Annotated in this window: 13 protein-coding genes and 1 tRNA gene; 5 read left to right on the forward strand and 9 right to left on the reverse strand. The window is 64.9% G+C overall.

Going from position 1 to position 14,172, the window contains the following annotated elements:
• Nucleotide 1: 1 nt before the first annotated feature.
• Together QZV93_RS05040 and guaA are read right to left on the reverse strand one after the other, a co-directional pair.
• Entirely contained in the window at nucleotides 2-613 is a 612-nt protein-coding gene (locus tag QZV93_RS05040; protein ID WP_295556501.1) for a GNAT family N-acetyltransferase, read from the reverse strand.
• Between the two features lie 100 nt (nucleotides 614-713).
• Nucleotides 714-2,300, reverse strand: a complete 1,587-nt coding sequence (gene guaA, locus QZV93_RS05045; RefSeq protein ID WP_295556502.1) for a glutamine-hydrolyzing GMP synthase — start codon at nucleotides 2,298-2,300, stop codon at nucleotides 714-716.
• A 269-nt stretch (nucleotides 2,301-2,569) separates the two neighbouring features.
• On the opposite strand from guaA, the gene aat reads away from it, so the two are divergent.
• Nucleotides 2,570-3,430: a leucyl/phenylalanyl-tRNA--protein transferase gene (gene aat, locus QZV93_RS05050; RefSeq protein WP_295556503.1), complete on the forward strand. Its 861-nt coding sequence runs from the start codon at nucleotides 2,570-2,572 to the stop codon at nucleotides 3,428-3,430.
• Nucleotides 3,431-3,542: 112 nt separating this feature from the next.
• On the forward strand, nucleotides 3,543-4,499 hold the full coding sequence (locus tag QZV93_RS05055; RefSeq protein WP_295556504.1) for a leucyl/phenylalanyl-tRNA--protein transferase: 957 nt from the start codon (nucleotides 3,543-3,545) through the stop codon (nucleotides 4,497-4,499).
• 15 nt (nucleotides 4,500-4,514) lie between these two features.
• Here QZV93_RS05055 and QZV93_RS05060 read toward each other — a convergent pair whose 3' ends face one another.
• From QZV93_RS05060 to guaB, 5 genes are all read right to left on the reverse strand, one after another.
• Nucleotides 4,515-4,979, reverse strand: a complete 465-nt coding sequence (locus tag QZV93_RS05060) for a TspO/MBR family protein (RefSeq protein WP_295556506.1) — start codon at nucleotides 4,977-4,979, stop codon at nucleotides 4,515-4,517.
• 5 nt (nucleotides 4,980-4,984) lie between these two features.
• Nucleotides 4,985-6,925: a methyltransferase domain-containing protein gene (locus QZV93_RS05065; protein ID WP_295556507.1), complete on the reverse strand. Its 1,941-nt coding sequence runs from the start codon at nucleotides 6,923-6,925 to the stop codon at nucleotides 4,985-4,987.
• 213 nt (nucleotides 6,926-7,138) lie between these two features.
• Nucleotides 7,139-8,434: an RsmB/NOP family class I SAM-dependent RNA methyltransferase gene (locus QZV93_RS05070; RefSeq protein WP_295556508.1), complete on the reverse strand. Its 1,296-nt coding sequence runs from the start codon at nucleotides 8,432-8,434 to the stop codon at nucleotides 7,139-7,141.
• 30 nt (nucleotides 8,435-8,464) lie between these two features.
• On the reverse strand, nucleotides 8,465-8,899 hold the full coding sequence (locus QZV93_RS05075; protein ID WP_295556509.1) for an MAPEG family protein: 435 nt from the start codon (nucleotides 8,897-8,899) through the stop codon (nucleotides 8,465-8,467).
• 19 nt (nucleotides 8,900-8,918) lie between these two features.
• Nucleotides 8,919-10,418, reverse strand: a complete 1,500-nt coding sequence (gene guaB / locus QZV93_RS05080) for an IMP dehydrogenase (RefSeq protein ID WP_295556510.1) — start codon at nucleotides 10,416-10,418, stop codon at nucleotides 8,919-8,921.
• A gap of 302 nt (nucleotides 10,419-10,720) precedes the next feature.
• Between guaB and pqqA the strand changes: the two genes are divergently transcribed.
• Nucleotides 10,721-10,810 carry a pyrroloquinoline quinone precursor peptide PqqA gene (gene pqqA / locus QZV93_RS05085; RefSeq protein ID WP_020084408.1) on the forward strand — a complete coding sequence of 30 codons (90 nt, stop codon included), beginning with the start codon at nucleotides 10,721-10,723 and terminating at the stop codon, nucleotides 10,808-10,810.
• A 105-nt stretch (nucleotides 10,811-10,915) separates the two neighbouring features.
• On the opposite strand, the gene QZV93_RS05090 is transcribed toward pqqA, so the two are convergent.
• Both QZV93_RS05090 and QZV93_RS05095 read right to left on the reverse strand, forming a co-directional pair.
• Nucleotides 10,916-11,656, reverse strand: a complete 741-nt coding sequence (locus QZV93_RS05090; RefSeq protein WP_295556517.1) for an RlmE family RNA methyltransferase — start codon at nucleotides 11,654-11,656, stop codon at nucleotides 10,916-10,918.
• 11 nt (nucleotides 11,657-11,667) lie between these two features.
• A complete protein-coding gene (locus QZV93_RS05095) occupies nucleotides 11,668-12,858 on the reverse strand; it encodes a Ppx/GppA phosphatase family protein (RefSeq protein ID WP_295556511.1) in 1,191 nt (396 codons plus the stop codon).
• Nucleotides 12,859-13,081: 223 nt separating this feature from the next.
• On the opposite strand from QZV93_RS05095, the gene QZV93_RS05100 reads away from it, so the two are divergent.
• Together QZV93_RS05100 and QZV93_RS05105 are read left to right on the forward strand one after the other, a co-directional pair.
• Complete coding sequence (locus QZV93_RS05100; protein ID WP_295556512.1) at nucleotides 13,082-13,936, forward strand: M15 family metallopeptidase; 855 nt, start codon at nucleotides 13,082-13,084, stop codon at nucleotides 13,934-13,936.
• 162 nt (nucleotides 13,937-14,098) lie between these two features.
• Nucleotides 14,099-14,172 (forward strand) — tRNA-Gln (locus QZV93_RS05105).

Genomic DNA, 14,172 nt, shown 5'->3' on the forward strand with positions numbered 1-14,172 from the left:
CCTAGTCCAGAATAGGCACATGGGGCGCCACCGTACGCGGCAGCTCGCCGGTGATGCGCGGATCGTCGAAAACCTCGACCCAGAACGCGTAGGGACGAAGCCCGAAGCGTTGATAGAACGCCAGCGCCTTCGGATGATCCAAGTGGCAGGTGTGCAGCCAGAAGCGCCGGATCGGATGAGCCCACGCAAGGGCGAGCGCCTGCCGCATCAGAAAACTCCCTCCTCCCCTGCCGATCGCCGGCTTGACCACGCCGAGAAAGACGAGCTCGCACTCCCCTGGCTCCCGGAAATCGAGCTCGAGCATCCCGATCTGGTGCCCTCCATCCGAGAGCACGTAGATCTCAACCTTGGGATTCCGCACGACCGCACGCAACGCCTCGTCCGTGATCGCGAGGCGGGACGACCACAGCCAGTCTTCCCCGACCGAACGGAAAAGACGACGATAGGCCTGGAGATCCGATGCATCGAGGCGCTGCAGAGACAGGCCGCTCGCGTCATCCGCGACGGCCGGCGAAGGCTTGTCCCGCATTTCGAGACAGGTCACCGCGCTCGCGAGCTTGCCCGGCGGCACGAGCGAAAACCCCGGCGGCAGCGGCGGATATGAGCGTGTCATGCATGAGCCTCACGGACGGAACGCGCTTGCCGGAGGCAAGCTAGTCCCACTCAGTCTTGCCGGAGGCAAGCTGTTCCCACTCGGTCTTGCCAGAGGCGAGCTATTCCCACTCAATAGTGCCCGGTGGCTTCGAGGTCACGTCGTAGACCACGCGATTGATGCCGCGCACCTCGTTGATGATGCGCGTCGCGGCTCGCCCGAGGAACCCCATGTCGAACGGAAAGAAGTCGGCCGTCATGCCGTCGACGCTCGTCACCGCGCGCAGCGCCAGTACGTGGTCGTAGGTGCGCCCATCACCCATGACGCCGACCGTGCGCACCGGCAGCAACACCGCAAACGCCTGCCAGATCGCGTCATAAAGCCCGGCGTTGCGGATTTCCTCGAGATAGATCGCGTCTGCCTTGCGCAGGATATCGAGCTTCTCGACCGTCACCTCGCCCGGAATACGGATGGCGAGGCCGGGGCCGGGAAACGGATGCCGCCCGACGAACGCCTCCGGCAACCCGAGCTCGCGCCCGAGCGCCCGCACCTCGTCCTTGAACAGCTCGCGCAAGGGCTCGACGAGCTTCATGTTCATGCGTTCCGGCAGTCCGCCGACGTTGTGATGCGACTTGATGGTGACCGACGGCCCGCCGCTGAACGACACGCTCTCGATCACATCCGGATAGAGCGTGCCCTGCGCCAGGAACTCCGCGGGTGCTGCGTCGGCACCTGAAGCGCCCGCCGAGGAGTCGCCGCCGATCTTCGCAGCCTCAGCTTCGAACACGTCGATGAAGTGCTTGCCGATCGCCTTGCGCTTGCTTTCCGGATCGGACACGCCGGCGAGCGCATCGAGGAAAAGCTTCGACGCATCCACATGCACGAGCGGAATATTGTAATGATCGCGGAACAGGCCGACGACCTGCTCGGCCTCGCCAAGTCGCATCAGCCCGTGATCGACGAACACGCAGGTGAGCTGACCGCCGATCGCCTCGTGGATCAGCACTGCCGCCACCGCGCTGTCGACACCGCCCGAAAGACCGCAAATCACGCGCCCCGTGCCGACCTGCTTGCGGATGCGCTCCACCATCTCGCGCCGGTAGGCAGCCATGGTCCAGTCGGCCTTGAGACCGGCGATGCGATGCACGAAATTCTGGATCAGCTTCTCGCCGCCCGGCGTATGCACGACCTCGGGATGAAACTGCACGGCATAGAAGCGCCGCGCTTCATCCGCCACTACCGCGAACGGCGCATTCTCGCTCGTCGCGATGACTTCGAATCCGGCGGGCAACCGCGTGACGCGATCGCCGTGGCTCATCCAGACCTGATGACGCTCGCCCTCCGCCCACACACCCTCGAACAGCGGGCTCGGTTGTGCGATCGTAAGCAGGGCGCGGCCGAACTCGCGGTGATGCCCGCTTTCCACCTTGCCGCCGAGCTGCTCGGCCATCGTCTGCTGGCCGTAGCAGATGCCGAGCACCGGAACACCCGAGGTGAAGACGGCCTCCGGCGCTCGCGGGCTCCCGGCCTCCGGGACGGATGACGGCCCCCCCGAAAGGATGACGGCAGCCGGCTTGAGCTTGGCAAAGGCCGCGGCCGCACTCTGAAAGGGATGGATTTCGCAGTAGACCCCGGTTTCTCGCACGCGGCGCGCAATGAGCTGCGTCACCTGGCTGCCGAAGTCGATGATCAGGACGGTCGAGGACATGGAGGATTCGTCACTCCCGAGGCACCGGGACTCGCGCCCCGGTCGGCAAAAAGGGGGTAGACCACCCCGCGCCCCGAGCGTCAAGCGGGCCACGAACGCACCAAAGCCGCAGGGTCGAGCCCGCCCGGCCGCACTGGCGCGACTTTTGCGATGCCCTAGCCATTCCTTCACCTCTGGAAGGCATAGTCCACGTCATGCTGGCCCATCGCCGAGCCCTCATCCCAGCCGGACCCGGCGCGATTTCCGCGGCCCGGGACAAGGGCATTGGCATGTCCGCAGGGATCCTCCCCTTGCGTGAAACACCCGTAGCCGTGGCCAAAAGGTGGCTCCTCGGCATCGCTTACGCTTTGCAGCCGCAACGAATTGCGAGCCTGCCGAACCTCCTGCTCTGGACGGCCGTCGATCTCGTCCGCGGCAGAACCTTGGTACCGGATCAAAACCGGACGAAATCCCGCCCTGACACGTTTGGCGGCGTGGTGCGGGAGCTCGCGCCCGAAACCTACCTCGCCGCCCTGCGCCTCGGCTTCTTCCCGTGGGCGCATTGTGGCCCCCTCAAATGGTGGACGCGAAGCAAACGCATGGTGCTGTTCTTCCCGGAGCTGCACGTGTCCCGCAAGCTCAAGCGCCTCATTGTATCCGGCCGATACCGCGTCACCTTCGACACCGCCTTCGACGACGTGCTCCTCGCCTGCAGCGCACCCCGGGCCTACAACTGGCATTCGCTGACCTGGATCACGCCTCGTTTCCTCCACCTGTTCTCCGAGTTGCACCGCCAGGGACACGCCCACTCGTTCGAGGTCTGGAACGCGGATGGCGGCCTCGTCGGCGGCGGCTTCGGCGTTGCCATAGGCCGCGTCTTCATCGGCGAATCCATGTTCAGCCTCGAGCCCGAGACGTCCAAGCTCGCGGCCGCCGCGCTATATGCCCACCTCGAGACCGCGGGCTTTGCCCTGGTCGATGCCAGGGACTTCACGCCGGTTCTGGCCAATGCCGGCTATCGCGAGATCTCTCGCACCGAGTACGAGGAACTCCTGAGACAGCACGCACACGACACCGATCGTGTCGGCCCATGGTCCGTTGAGGGCAGTCCCGGCGCGACCGCAGACGCAACGCTCTTCAGAGATTCCTAACCACGTCGCCGAAGTCTCCCGTCCAGATCGTCCCCGGTCACGAACTAACGAGAGATACTTGGTACGTAGGTAACTCGAGATATCCCGGCCGAGACCTAGAGGACGAAAAAGTATGATGTCCCACACGACGACACCCTCCGTCGAAATGACCGCAACGCCCATCGAGGCACAAGCATCCACCGTGGGAGCGCGTCGGGATGCGCTGTTCACGGAGAGCTGGAACACGTGGGCCCAGCGTTGGGTGCTCGGCGCGGCGTATGCCCTGATGCCGAGCCGCGTCGCCGCATTTCCCCATCTCGTCGTGCACACGGCGGCCGATGCATTGCGCGGCGGCACGCGCGTACCCGACCGAGCGCACACCAAAGCGGCGCCCGACACCTTCGGCGGTATCTGCCGCAACGTCTCCGCAGAGACCGTGCTCGCCGCCGGCCGCAACGGGTTTTTTGCGTGGTGCCACTGCGGCCCGCTGAAATGGTGGACTCGCAAGCAGCGCATGGTCTTGTTCTACGGCGAACATCACATCGGCAAGCGCCTGCGCCGCGACATGAAGAAGTCCACCTACCGGGTGACGTTCGACCAGGCGTTCGAGGATGTCATCACCGCCTGCGCCGGCCACCGCAGCTATAACAAGCATTCGCTGACCTGGATCACGCCGCAGATCATGCGGCTCTACGCCGACCTCTTCGATCAGGGCCACGCCCATTCGTTCGAGGTATGGGACGCCGACGGCAAGCTGGTCGGCGGCGGCTACGGCCTGTCCATCGGCCGCATCTTCGTCACCGAATCCCAGTTCAGCCTCGCCCGCGACACCTCCAAGATGGGCTTCGCGGTGCTGAACTATCACCTCGCCAAATGGGGGTACATTCTCAACGACGGCAAGGATTTCACACCCACCATCGAGGCCATGGGCTTCCGGCTCATTTCGGGCAGCGAGTACGATGCTATCTTGAAGGACAACACCGCCGTCGGCGAGATGGGCGGTGCAGTCGGCCGCTGGAAGACGGAAGCGGATCTGGCCACCGTCGCCGGATGGGACCCCAAGGCCGCGCCTCAGAAGACTGCGGCCTAAGTCAAATCCTGAGGCTTAAACCGGCGCGTTGGGATTGAGCTGCCAGATGGCGAAATTAAGCGCCGCTGCGTAGCTGACCCACGCCAGATAGGGAACGAACAGGACGCTCGCGACCCGGTTCGTCTTCCACGTCAGCGCGATGAACGCCACGATGGAGAGCCACAGCGCCGCGATATCGGCCGCCGCAAGACCGATCTGATGCTCCTTGAACATCAGCACGGACCACGCGGCGTTGAGCTGCAACGACACCGCCCACACGATCAGCGCCGGCACGAAGCCGTGTTTCTCGAAAACCCGCCATCCTGCGACGGCGATCATCACATAGAGCACCGTCCACGCCGGCGGGAACAGCCAGTTCGGCGGCGTCCAGTCGGGCTTGGCGAGCGCCTCGTACCACGCGCCGGGCCGGAAGCTCATGCCGGTCAACGCAGCCGCAGCCACAAGCCCAAGAAAGATGAGGAGAGTAAAGGCCGGTCTCATGATCGCTACTGTGCTGCCTCGGCCTGCGGCACCTGTGGCCTGGCCACGATGTTGAGCCGCTCCACCGCCGCCTGAAGAATTTGCGTCAGAAGCTCCGGATAGCGCATTCCCTGCCAGCCCGCCATGATGTTGATCTTTCCGTCCCAGCACCAGCCGGGATTGGGATTGACCTCGAGCAGCTTGATCTCGCCCCGCGCGTCCGCACGGAAATCGAAGCGCGCATAGTCGCGGCAGCCAAGCCGCTCGAAAAGCCTGGTCGAATGCTCGACGAGCTGCTGCTGGGCAATCTCGGAAAGCGACGCTTCGCGATAACGGATCTGCGTCCAATACGGACTGTCCGGCTCCCACTTGCTTTCGTAGCCGAGAATTTTGGGCAGGCTCGAATCGAGCCCGGAATAGTCGACCTCGAGGATCGGCAACGCCCGCAGCCCCTGATCCGGATTGCCGATCAGGCCCACCGAATACTCTGCGCCTGTCAGGAACTCCTGCACCAGCACCGAGCGCTTGGGAAACTCTGCCCGCAACCGCTCAAGATAATCGAGCAGCCCTTTCTCGTTGCGCACCACCGCGTCCATGGTGATGCCCTGCGAGCTGTCGCCCGTGTTGGGCTTCAGGATGGCCGGAAACACGGACGGCAGCGTCGCACCCTGATCGCCCGGGCGCACATACGTTTCGAGCGGCACCGGCACGTCGAGCGTCATGGCGACGGCCCGCACCAGCCCCTTGTCGTAGCAGGCCGCCAGCGCCGCCGGCGCACCGCCCGTATAGGGAAGCCCCAGCGCATCCAGCATCGCCGGAACGTGCAGCTCCTTGAAGGGATCGTTGTTGAAGCCCTCGTCGCAAAGATTGAAAACGAGGTCCGTGCGCAGATCCGTAAGATCGCGGTCGAGCGTTGCATGGTTGTCGAGGTAGCGGAACTTGTACTGCGTGAGCTCCGCCAGCGCATCCTTGAGGCGCCGCACCGTCTCCATGTCCTCGTCCTGGAACGCTCCGCCACGCTTCACCTGATCGGGCAGCCTGGGATCGCCGAGCAGCACGGTCACGTCGAGCTGCTGCAGCTTGCCGCGCGGCTTGCGGGCCGGAAGCTGCGGCGCGTCCGCGGAAAGCAGGAGCCGCCGCGCCATCATGCCGAGATCCTGGTCGCGGTCGGAGACCGACTCGGCATTGCCATGATGGCGGACATTGCGGAACCCGCACCGCTCAAGCACCTTCGTGATGCTGTCGCGGGTATAAAGGCGCTCCGCGTAGAACTGATCGGCGATGACGCCGATCTCGTCATGCACGATGACTTCGCGCGAAATCAGTCGCTCTCGGTCCGCCGAGAGAGACCGCTCGCGGCACACGAAATGATGCTCGTCGATCCATTCCCAGCTGCGGCGATCGAAGTGATCGGCCATGTAAGCGCCGTCCGTGATGTCGAGCACGAGCTGGCCGGAAGGCCGCAACAGCTTGCCGACCGTCGTCAGCACCTTCTCGTCGTCCGTTTTATTGGAGAAGTAGCCGAACGAGTTGCCCATGATGGCCACGCAGTCGAAGCTGCTTTCGGCGAGTCGCGGATTGCGCGCATCGCCCTCCTTGAAGATCACCGACAATCCCTCGGTCTGCGCCCGCTTCTTCGCGAGGCGGATCAGATAGCGCGAGCGGTCGACGCCGGAAACGTTCTTGAAACCCCTCCGCGCCAGCTCGAGGCAGTGCCTCCCCTGCCCGCAGCAGAGATCGAGGATGGAGCTGTGCGGCTGTATGGCGGCCGCGGCGATGATGAAATCGACCTCGCGGCGCGTGTTCTCGTTGTTCTCGACCACGTCGCCGTCGGTCTTGACGTAAAGCGCGTTGAAGAGTTTGCGCCACCACTCGGCGGGCAGATGCTGTTCGAGATCCGCCACGGGTCCAAGACAGGAACGCGGCGGGGTCCGCTTAGGCTTCTTCGCCTTTGGCACCGTGGCCATGATGGACGGTCGTCCTGGAGCAGGAACAAGCCTGACGCCGGATCCTCAAAGCCGATCGAGACGGCCTCTGCAATATCTGGCCTCTCGTCGCCGGGGACATACGGCGGGCGCGCGATGGACCGCTCGCCGTCCTCGCAGCGCGCGCAACCTAGTCGAAGATTGTGACAAAGCAAGCGAGATGTTTGGGTCATCCCCGGAGGAAAGGAAAGCCGCTCACGCCGCCCGTTTGAAGCTCGCAACGAAGAAGCCGTCGGTTCCATGCGAGGCAGGTGTAAGCAGCAGCGTTTGCGTCGAACCGTCGGCTGAGGCGGGCGCCGCGCCGCCAACCGTCGCTGGCCAGATGTCGCCGTAAGGCACGGTGGCGAAATTTGGAAACGCTCCAACAAACCACGCAACCTGATCGACATTTTCCTCCGGCAGCACGGAGCACGTGACGAAAGTGAGGCGTCCGCCCGGCTTGACCAGCCCCGCCGCGAGCGAAAGCACGTCCCGCTGCTCGGTCTGCCGGATCGCGAGCGCCTCCGGCCGGAGCCGCCACTTCGCGTCCGGCTTGCGCCGCCAGGTTCCCGATCCCGAGCACGGGGCATCGACGAGAACGGTATCGAAGCGCGGCCCCAACGCGTCCAGAGCCGCGCGGTCGCCGGCCTCCAGCACCTGGACGTTCCTCACGCCGGCCCGCTGCAGACGCTCGAAGATAGGCCGGAGTTGCCCCTTGTCGGCGTCGTAGGCGTAGATCTGACCAGTGTTTTGCATGGCCGCCGCGAGTGCCAAGGTTTTGCCACCGGCGCCGGCGCAGAGATCGAGCACCTGCTGGCGCGGCCCGGCACCCGAAAGCGCTGCCGCGATCTGGCTGCCTTCGTCCTGCACCTCGAACCAGCCCTTGCCGTGCGCCGCCTCAGCCTCGACGTGCGGGCTCTTGGCGGACCCCTCGGGCGCAGGGATGCGCACACCGAAAGGCGCAAATCGTGCCGGCGTGGCGCCAATCTTGGCGAACGCACCGAGCAGCTTCTCCCGCGTCGCCTTGATCGCGTTGGCCCGGAGATCGATCGGCGCCCGCTCGGCCATGGCCCGCCCTTCCGCGATCGCACGCTCGCCGAAGGCCCGCACGAACGACGGCATCAGCCATTCGGGAACGTCGGCGGCCACATGCGCCGCAGCGTCGGCCGGAAGCCCGGCCACCAAATGCGCCCGCTCCTCGTCGCTCAACGGCTCCGGTGCATGCGGACTGCCGTCGCACACCGCGATCACATCGTCGGCCGAAAGCCCGAGCGCCCTTGGCGCCGCCGCAATGGCCATCGCGCGTGGTGTGTGCGCACCCATCTGCGCCGCAAGCGACAGTCGCCGCCGAAGAACGTCATAGACCAGCGTGCCGATCGCTGCGCGGTCGCCCGAGCCCGCGAACCGATGCCGCTTGCCCCAGTCCTGCAGCGCCGTCGAAGCCGGCTGATGGCGCGCGAAGATATCCTCCAGCACCTCGGCCGCGGCTTTGATACGCCCACCCGGTCTCACGAGCTTGGTCCTGCGCTTGAAGGGGACGGCCTAGGCACCGGTGGCCGAGAAGAAGATGATGCGGATGGCGAACAGCACCCACATGACGAGGAGCACCGCAGAACCCGCGAGGTAAGCGTAGGAGCGGTGCGGTTGCTTGTTCGGGCCCGTATGAATGTAAGCGTGATAGAGACGAGCCGCCACGAACAGCCAGGCCAGGATCACGAACACGATGTTGACCTGGCTCGTGATCATGAGAAACGCCACGACGGCATAGAACAGGATCGGCGTCTCGAGCTGATTGTGGAAGGCGTTCGAGATCTGCATCGCGCGCGCCGGCCACTTCTGCTGGCGGAGTGAGACGTCGCTGAACTGCACGTCGCCCCGCTTGTAGGCGCCCACGCGCTCGATGCGCATCCAGACCTGCAGGAAGAACGTCAGCGCGACCTGAACAAACACCGGATAGAGAATGGCGGTCTGGGTCAAGGTCGTGCCCTCCTGAGGCCTAGGCGACGCCCGGATAGTTCGGGCTCTCGCGCGTGATCAGCACGCCATGGGGATGGCTCTCGCGCATGCTGGCCGCCGAGATGCGGACGAACTTCGCCGTGTTGCGAAGGTCCTCCAGCGTCTTCGCACCCGTGTACCCCATGCCGGCACGCAATCCGCCAACGAGCTGATTGAGCACCCCTTCGACTGGTCCCTTGTACGGCACCTGCCCCTCGATGCCCTCCGGCACCAGCTTCAGCGTATCCTTGACCTCCTGCTGGAAGTAGCGGTCGGCCGATCCCCGCGCCATGGCGCCGAGCGAGCCCATTCCGCGATAGGCTTTGTACGTGCGGCCCTGATAGAGATAGGTCTCGCCCGGAGCCTCGTCCGTACCGGCGAGCAGCGAGCCGATCATCACGCAATCCGCACCCGCCGCGAGCGCCTTCACGATGTCGCCGGAATAGCGGATACCGCCATCCGCGATCACCGGCACGTCGTGCTTGTGGGCTTCGGTCGCGCAATCCATCACGGCCGTGAGTTGAGGCACGCCGACGCCGGCAACGATGCGCGTCGTGCAAATCGAGCCCGGCCCGATGCCGACCTTGACCGAATCCGCTCCCGCTTCGATGAGCGCGCGCGTCGCCTCGGCAGTCGCCACATTCCCGGCGACTACCTGCACCGAGTTCGAGATCTTCTTGATGCGCGTCACGGCATCGAGCACGCTTTTGGAGTGGCCGTGCGCCGTATCGACGACGATCAGGTCGCAACCCGCAGCAAGCAGCTTTTCCGTGCGCTCCCAGCCGTCGTTGCCGACTGTGGTCGCCGCCGCCACGCGCAGGCGCCCCTCCGGATCTTTGCAGGCGTTGGGATGCTTCTGCGCTTTCTCGATGTCCTTCACGGTGATGAGGCCGATGCAATGATACTCATCGTCCACCACCAGAAGCTTTTCGATCCGGTGCTGATGCAGAAGACGTTTGGCCTCGTCTTGGCTGACGTCACGCGTGACCGTGATCAGCCGCTCCTTCGTCATCAGCTCCGCGACCGGCTGCTGAAGATTGCTGGCAAACCGCACGTCGCGGTTGGTGAGAATGCCCACCAGGCGGCCCCTGTTGGCACCTTTCTTCGGCGCCTCGACGACGGGAATGCCCGAGATCGAATGGCTGGCCATGAGCTTCAAGGCTTCGTCGAGCGTTGCCGTCGGCTGGATGGTGACGGGATTGAGCACGATCCCGGATTCGTACTTCTTCACGCTGGCTGCGTGGCGGGCCTGCTCCTCGGGCACGAGGTTGCGGTGCAACACACCGATGCCGCCTTCTTGGGCGACGGCAATCGCGAGGCGCCCTTCAGTAACGGTGTCCATGGCCGAGGACAGGATGGGAATATTGAGGGAGATGGTCCGGGTGACCCGGCTCGCCACATTGACCTGGCTCGGCAGAACCTCGGAAGCCGCCGGCACCAGGAGCACGTCGTCGAAAGTCAATGCTAGACCCAAATCGCTATCGATTGGGCGTTTAGCCATGGTTCTCTCCTTGGGCGGGTGTGACACGGGCGGCCGCGAAACGAGCGGCCCGGCGCGAATGTCGGATGCCCTATAGCACCGCGGCGGGAGGAGGGGAAGGGACCCACCCTGCGGCACGAGCGGCCCCGGCCGGAGAGCGGAGTGGCGGCGAGTTGCTCAGACCGCCCGCTCTCGAACTTCTCGCACCTGCACAGTCAGTTGCCCTGATGATGAGCACTGAAAATTCAATTAGACCTTCGGCGCTTAACACGCTACGAAGACCCGTTTGATTGCTCTAGGGCATTCGCAAGGAGGAAACGAAAATGAAGATTTGGTCCAAGCCCGCCGTGCGCGAGCAGGAAGTTGGCCTCGAGGTGACGAGCTACCTCCCGGCAGAGATCGACATCATCTGATTGATGATGAAGATTGGCTCGCGCACTGGCGAGTCGAAGTGGCACGGCGGTCGAGCAAGCGGCCGCCGTTGCCTTTTGTGGGCACCGCCGTTCTGAGTATCGGCCCTATGCGCGCCCCTTGAAGCCCGTCGCGAGCACGTAGAGCTCCGCACTTCCGGACCGGCTGGCCGGTGGCTTCACATGACGGACGATTGCAAAGCGCTGCTTGAGAAAATCCAAGAGATCGCGCTCCGTCCCGCCCTGAAAAACTTTGCAAAGAAACGCGCCGCCCGGTGCCAGCACGTCCCCGGCAAAGTGCGCGGCCGCTTCCGCCAGCATCATGATTCGCAAGTGATCGGTCTTGGTGTGCCCGACCGTCGACGCCGCCATGTCGGATAAAACGACATCCGCTGCGCCATCGCGCAGCTTGTCCTTGAGCCACGTCTCGGCGCCGTCCTCCATGAAATCGAGCGTCGTCGATACGACGCCCGCGAGCGGCTCCATATCGAGAATGTCGATGGCGATCACCTGCCCGCGCCCTGCGATCGACTGCACGCGCTCGGCTGCGATCTGGCTCCAGCCTCCGGGCGCCGCCCCGAGATCCACCACGCGCCCGCCGGGTTTCAGAAAGCGGTACTTGTCATCGATCTCGATCAGCTTGTAGGCAGCCCGCGACCGGAAACCCGCGCGCTTCGCCGCCGCCACATAAGGATCGTTGAGCTGGCGTTCGAGCCATCGCTGCGACGACGGCGTGCGGCTGCGCGCCGTCTTGAGCCGCACATTGAGCTCGCGCTGCCCTCCCGAGTGATCGAGCGCGCTCCCGGAGCCCTTCTTGCTGCCGGACCCCCGTCCTGATTTACCCTTCATGCGCATGAAAACTACCCTGGGCGCTGCCGGCGCCGGCGGCGTCCGGCGCGATAGACGCCATCCTCGTTCATCAGCGTCGCGAGAATCCCCTCCCGCAGACCACGATCGGCCACACGCAGGCGCTCCGCGGGCCACATCCTGAGAATGGCTTCGAGAATCGCGCAACCGGCCAGCACCAGGTCCGCGCGCTCCTGACCGATGCAGGGCTCCGCGACACGCTCCTCGTAGGAGCACCGCAAGAGCCCGGACGTGACCGCCTGGATATCATTGATCGCGAGCCAGCACCCGTCGACACGGGCCCGGTCGTAGCGCTTGAGGCCGAGGTAGATGCCGGCGACCGTCGTCACGGTGCCCGAAGTGCCGAGCAGGTGCACGTTCCCGCCATTCGCCAGTGCGCGAAATTCGTGCAGCGATTCCCACGGCTTCACGAGACCGGTGACATACGCCACCATGTCCTCGAAGCTCTCTGGCGTCACATTGTGGCCGCCGAACCGCTCCGCGAGCGTAACCACACCGACCGGCAACGAGGTCCAGGCGCGGATATGCGGTTTGACGCCCGGACGTTTGCCGCCGTTGTTGTCGTCGGCGGCTCGGCCGCCCTGCGTAAGATCGAGCCAGATCAGCTCCGACGATCCGCCACCGATATCGAACACCAGAACGTAGTCCGCGCGGTAGTCGATCAGTGAGGCACAGCCCGAAACAGCGAGGCTCGCTTCCGTCTCCCGGTCGAGCACCTCGAGCTTCAAGCCGACCTCGCGCTCCACGCGGCGCAGGAAATCGCGTCCGTTGCTGGCGATCCGGCACGCCTCCGTTGCAACGCATCGCGCGCGCGCCACGTCGTTACGCTGAAGCTTGGCGGCACAAACCCTGAGCGCGTCGATCGTGCGCCGCATGGCGGCGTCCGAGAGCCGCCCGGTCTGCGAGACCCCCTCGCCCAGCCGGATGATGCGCGAAAACGCATCGACCACGCGAAAGCCGCGCCGCGAGGGCCGCGCCAGCAGCAGACGGCAGTTGTTCGTTCCAAGATCGAGAGCGCCGTAGATCGGGCCGCGATCGCCGCCAGCCCCTTGATGAGCGTTCCGGATGCGGCCCGCGTGCGGGGGACCGTCAGAACGAGCCTTGCTGCCTCCCGATTTGTCGGAGGCACGCTGCGGATCTTGAGAGGGAGCGCCGACTCGCTCGTCGTCTGTCAATTCCGACACGTCTTTTCCCCAGAGCCTGGATCCGGGGGACGGGCGTCGAGCGCCGGCTCACCCTCTCGTCAGGCCATTGTCTGGCTGCATCTGGAGCCAATGTAGCAGCTGGCCACGCCCCGTAAAGCGAAAGCGCGCGTATCGGTTTACATCGGGGAAAACCGGCCCGTGACAACGGTGCGGACATCATGTCAGATCCTGCCCGTCCAGAGTTTTACGAACACCTTTCCCGATGCAGCGATCCGCCACCCGGCTCACGGTCCTCGCCCTCCTTGCCATCTCGGCGATCTCGCGCGACGCGTGGGCCGAAGCAGAGAGCAAGCCGGCAAAGCGTCCTGAAGCCGTTGCGGGCCAGCGCATCGCCGCGGCTTATCCGGAAGCGATCGAAAAGATCGACGGCAATTGGCTGGTCTGGCGCGACGGAACCCGCATGCCCCTCGACGACGGAGTGGGCGCGAAATCGTTCACGGCCTGGCTCGACAACCCTGACATCGAGGACATGCTGCGGCTGCCTTACGTCGCGGGTGCCGGCCCGGCAGAGCCCGCGCCCGACGACGATCCCGGCCGCGCCCGCAACGCGGCGTTCTTTGACAAGATGTATGGCGACTGTCGCAAGGGCGAGGTGAAAGGCAAGCTGACGACCATCACGTGGCTGCCGTCGACGGCGGGCCAGCGTCTCGAGGTCACGACCGTGAACGGTGTAGCCCAGCGCCTCGAGGCGATTTCGAAAGAGCTCGATAGCCTGCCGCCGTCGTTCCGCAAGTTTCTTGCCCCCGCGGGCGGAACCTACAATTGCCGCTCCATCGCCGGTACGCCCCGGACATCCGCCCATGGCTACGGCATCGCCATCGACATCGCCGTGGGGCAGTCCGACTACTGGCGGTGGGCGGGCGGCGCGTCGGGCAAAATCGCCTACCGCAACCGCATCCCGCTCGAGATCGTCCATATCTTCGAGCGCCACGGCTTCATCTGGGGTGGCCGCTGGTACCACTACGACACCATGCATTTTGAGTATCGTCCGGAGCTCTTGCCGCTTTTGGAACCCGGCGCCGGTCCTGAGCCTCCGCCCGCGCCCGCGGAAAAATAAGCCTTTGGGGAGACAGCCGCCTGCCGTTCTTGCGCGACCGGAGGCGAGCTGTTATACGGCCCCACTCGGCGCGCCGGATCCTGAACGGCGTCAGATCCTATCCGTCTGACGCTCGGCACGGTCCAAGCCGGTTTACACCGGACGCGCGCCCGATCCCGGCTTTGGGGGATCGTCTAATGGTAGGACTGCAGACTCTGACTCTGCCTGTCTAGGTTCGAATCCTAGTCCCCCAGCCA

This window comes from uncultured Hyphomicrobium sp. (genome assembly GCF_902826555.1).
Classification (GTDB): domain Bacteria; phylum Pseudomonadota; class Alphaproteobacteria; order Rhizobiales; family Hyphomicrobiaceae; genus Hyphomicrobium_C.

What these genes read in the sequence shown, in the direction of transcription:
- QZV93_RS05090 (WP_295556517.1), bottom strand. Translation starts at nt 11,656, where the DNA reads ATGAAGGGTAAATCAGGACGGGGGTCCGGCAGCAAGAAGGGCTCCGGG.
- QZV93_RS05040 (WP_295556501.1), bottom strand. Translation starts at nt 613, where the DNA reads ATGACACGCTCATATCCGCCGCTGCCGCCGGGGTTTTCGCTCGTGCCG.
- QZV93_RS05055 (WP_295556504.1), top strand. Translation starts at nt 3,543, where the DNA reads ATGATGTCCCACACGACGACACCCTCCGTCGAAATGACCGCAACGCCC.
- QZV93_RS05060 (WP_295556506.1), bottom strand. Translation starts at nt 4,979, where the DNA reads ATGAGACCGGCCTTTACTCTCCTCATCTTTCTTGGGCTTGTGGCTGCG.
- QZV93_RS05065 (WP_295556507.1), bottom strand. Translation starts at nt 6,925, where the DNA reads ATGGCCACGGTGCCAAAGGCGAAGAAGCCTAAGCGGACCCCGCCGCGT.
- QZV93_RS05100 (WP_295556512.1), top strand. Translation starts at nt 13,082, where the DNA reads ATGCAGCGATCCGCCACCCGGCTCACGGTCCTCGCCCTCCTTGCCATC.
- guaB (WP_295556510.1), bottom strand. Translation starts at nt 10,418, where the DNA reads ATGGCTAAACGCCCAATCGATAGCGATTTGGGTCTAGCATTGACTTTC.
- aat (WP_295556503.1), top strand. Translation starts at nt 2,570, where the DNA reads ATGTCCGCAGGGATCCTCCCCTTGCGTGAAACACCCGTAGCCGTGGCC.
- guaA (WP_295556502.1), bottom strand. Translation starts at nt 2,300, where the DNA reads ATGTCCTCGACCGTCCTGATCATCGACTTCGGCAGCCAGGTGACGCAG.
- pqqA (WP_020084408.1), top strand. Translation starts at nt 10,721, where the DNA reads ATGAAGATTTGGTCCAAGCCCGCCGTGCGCGAGCAGGAAGTTGGCCTC.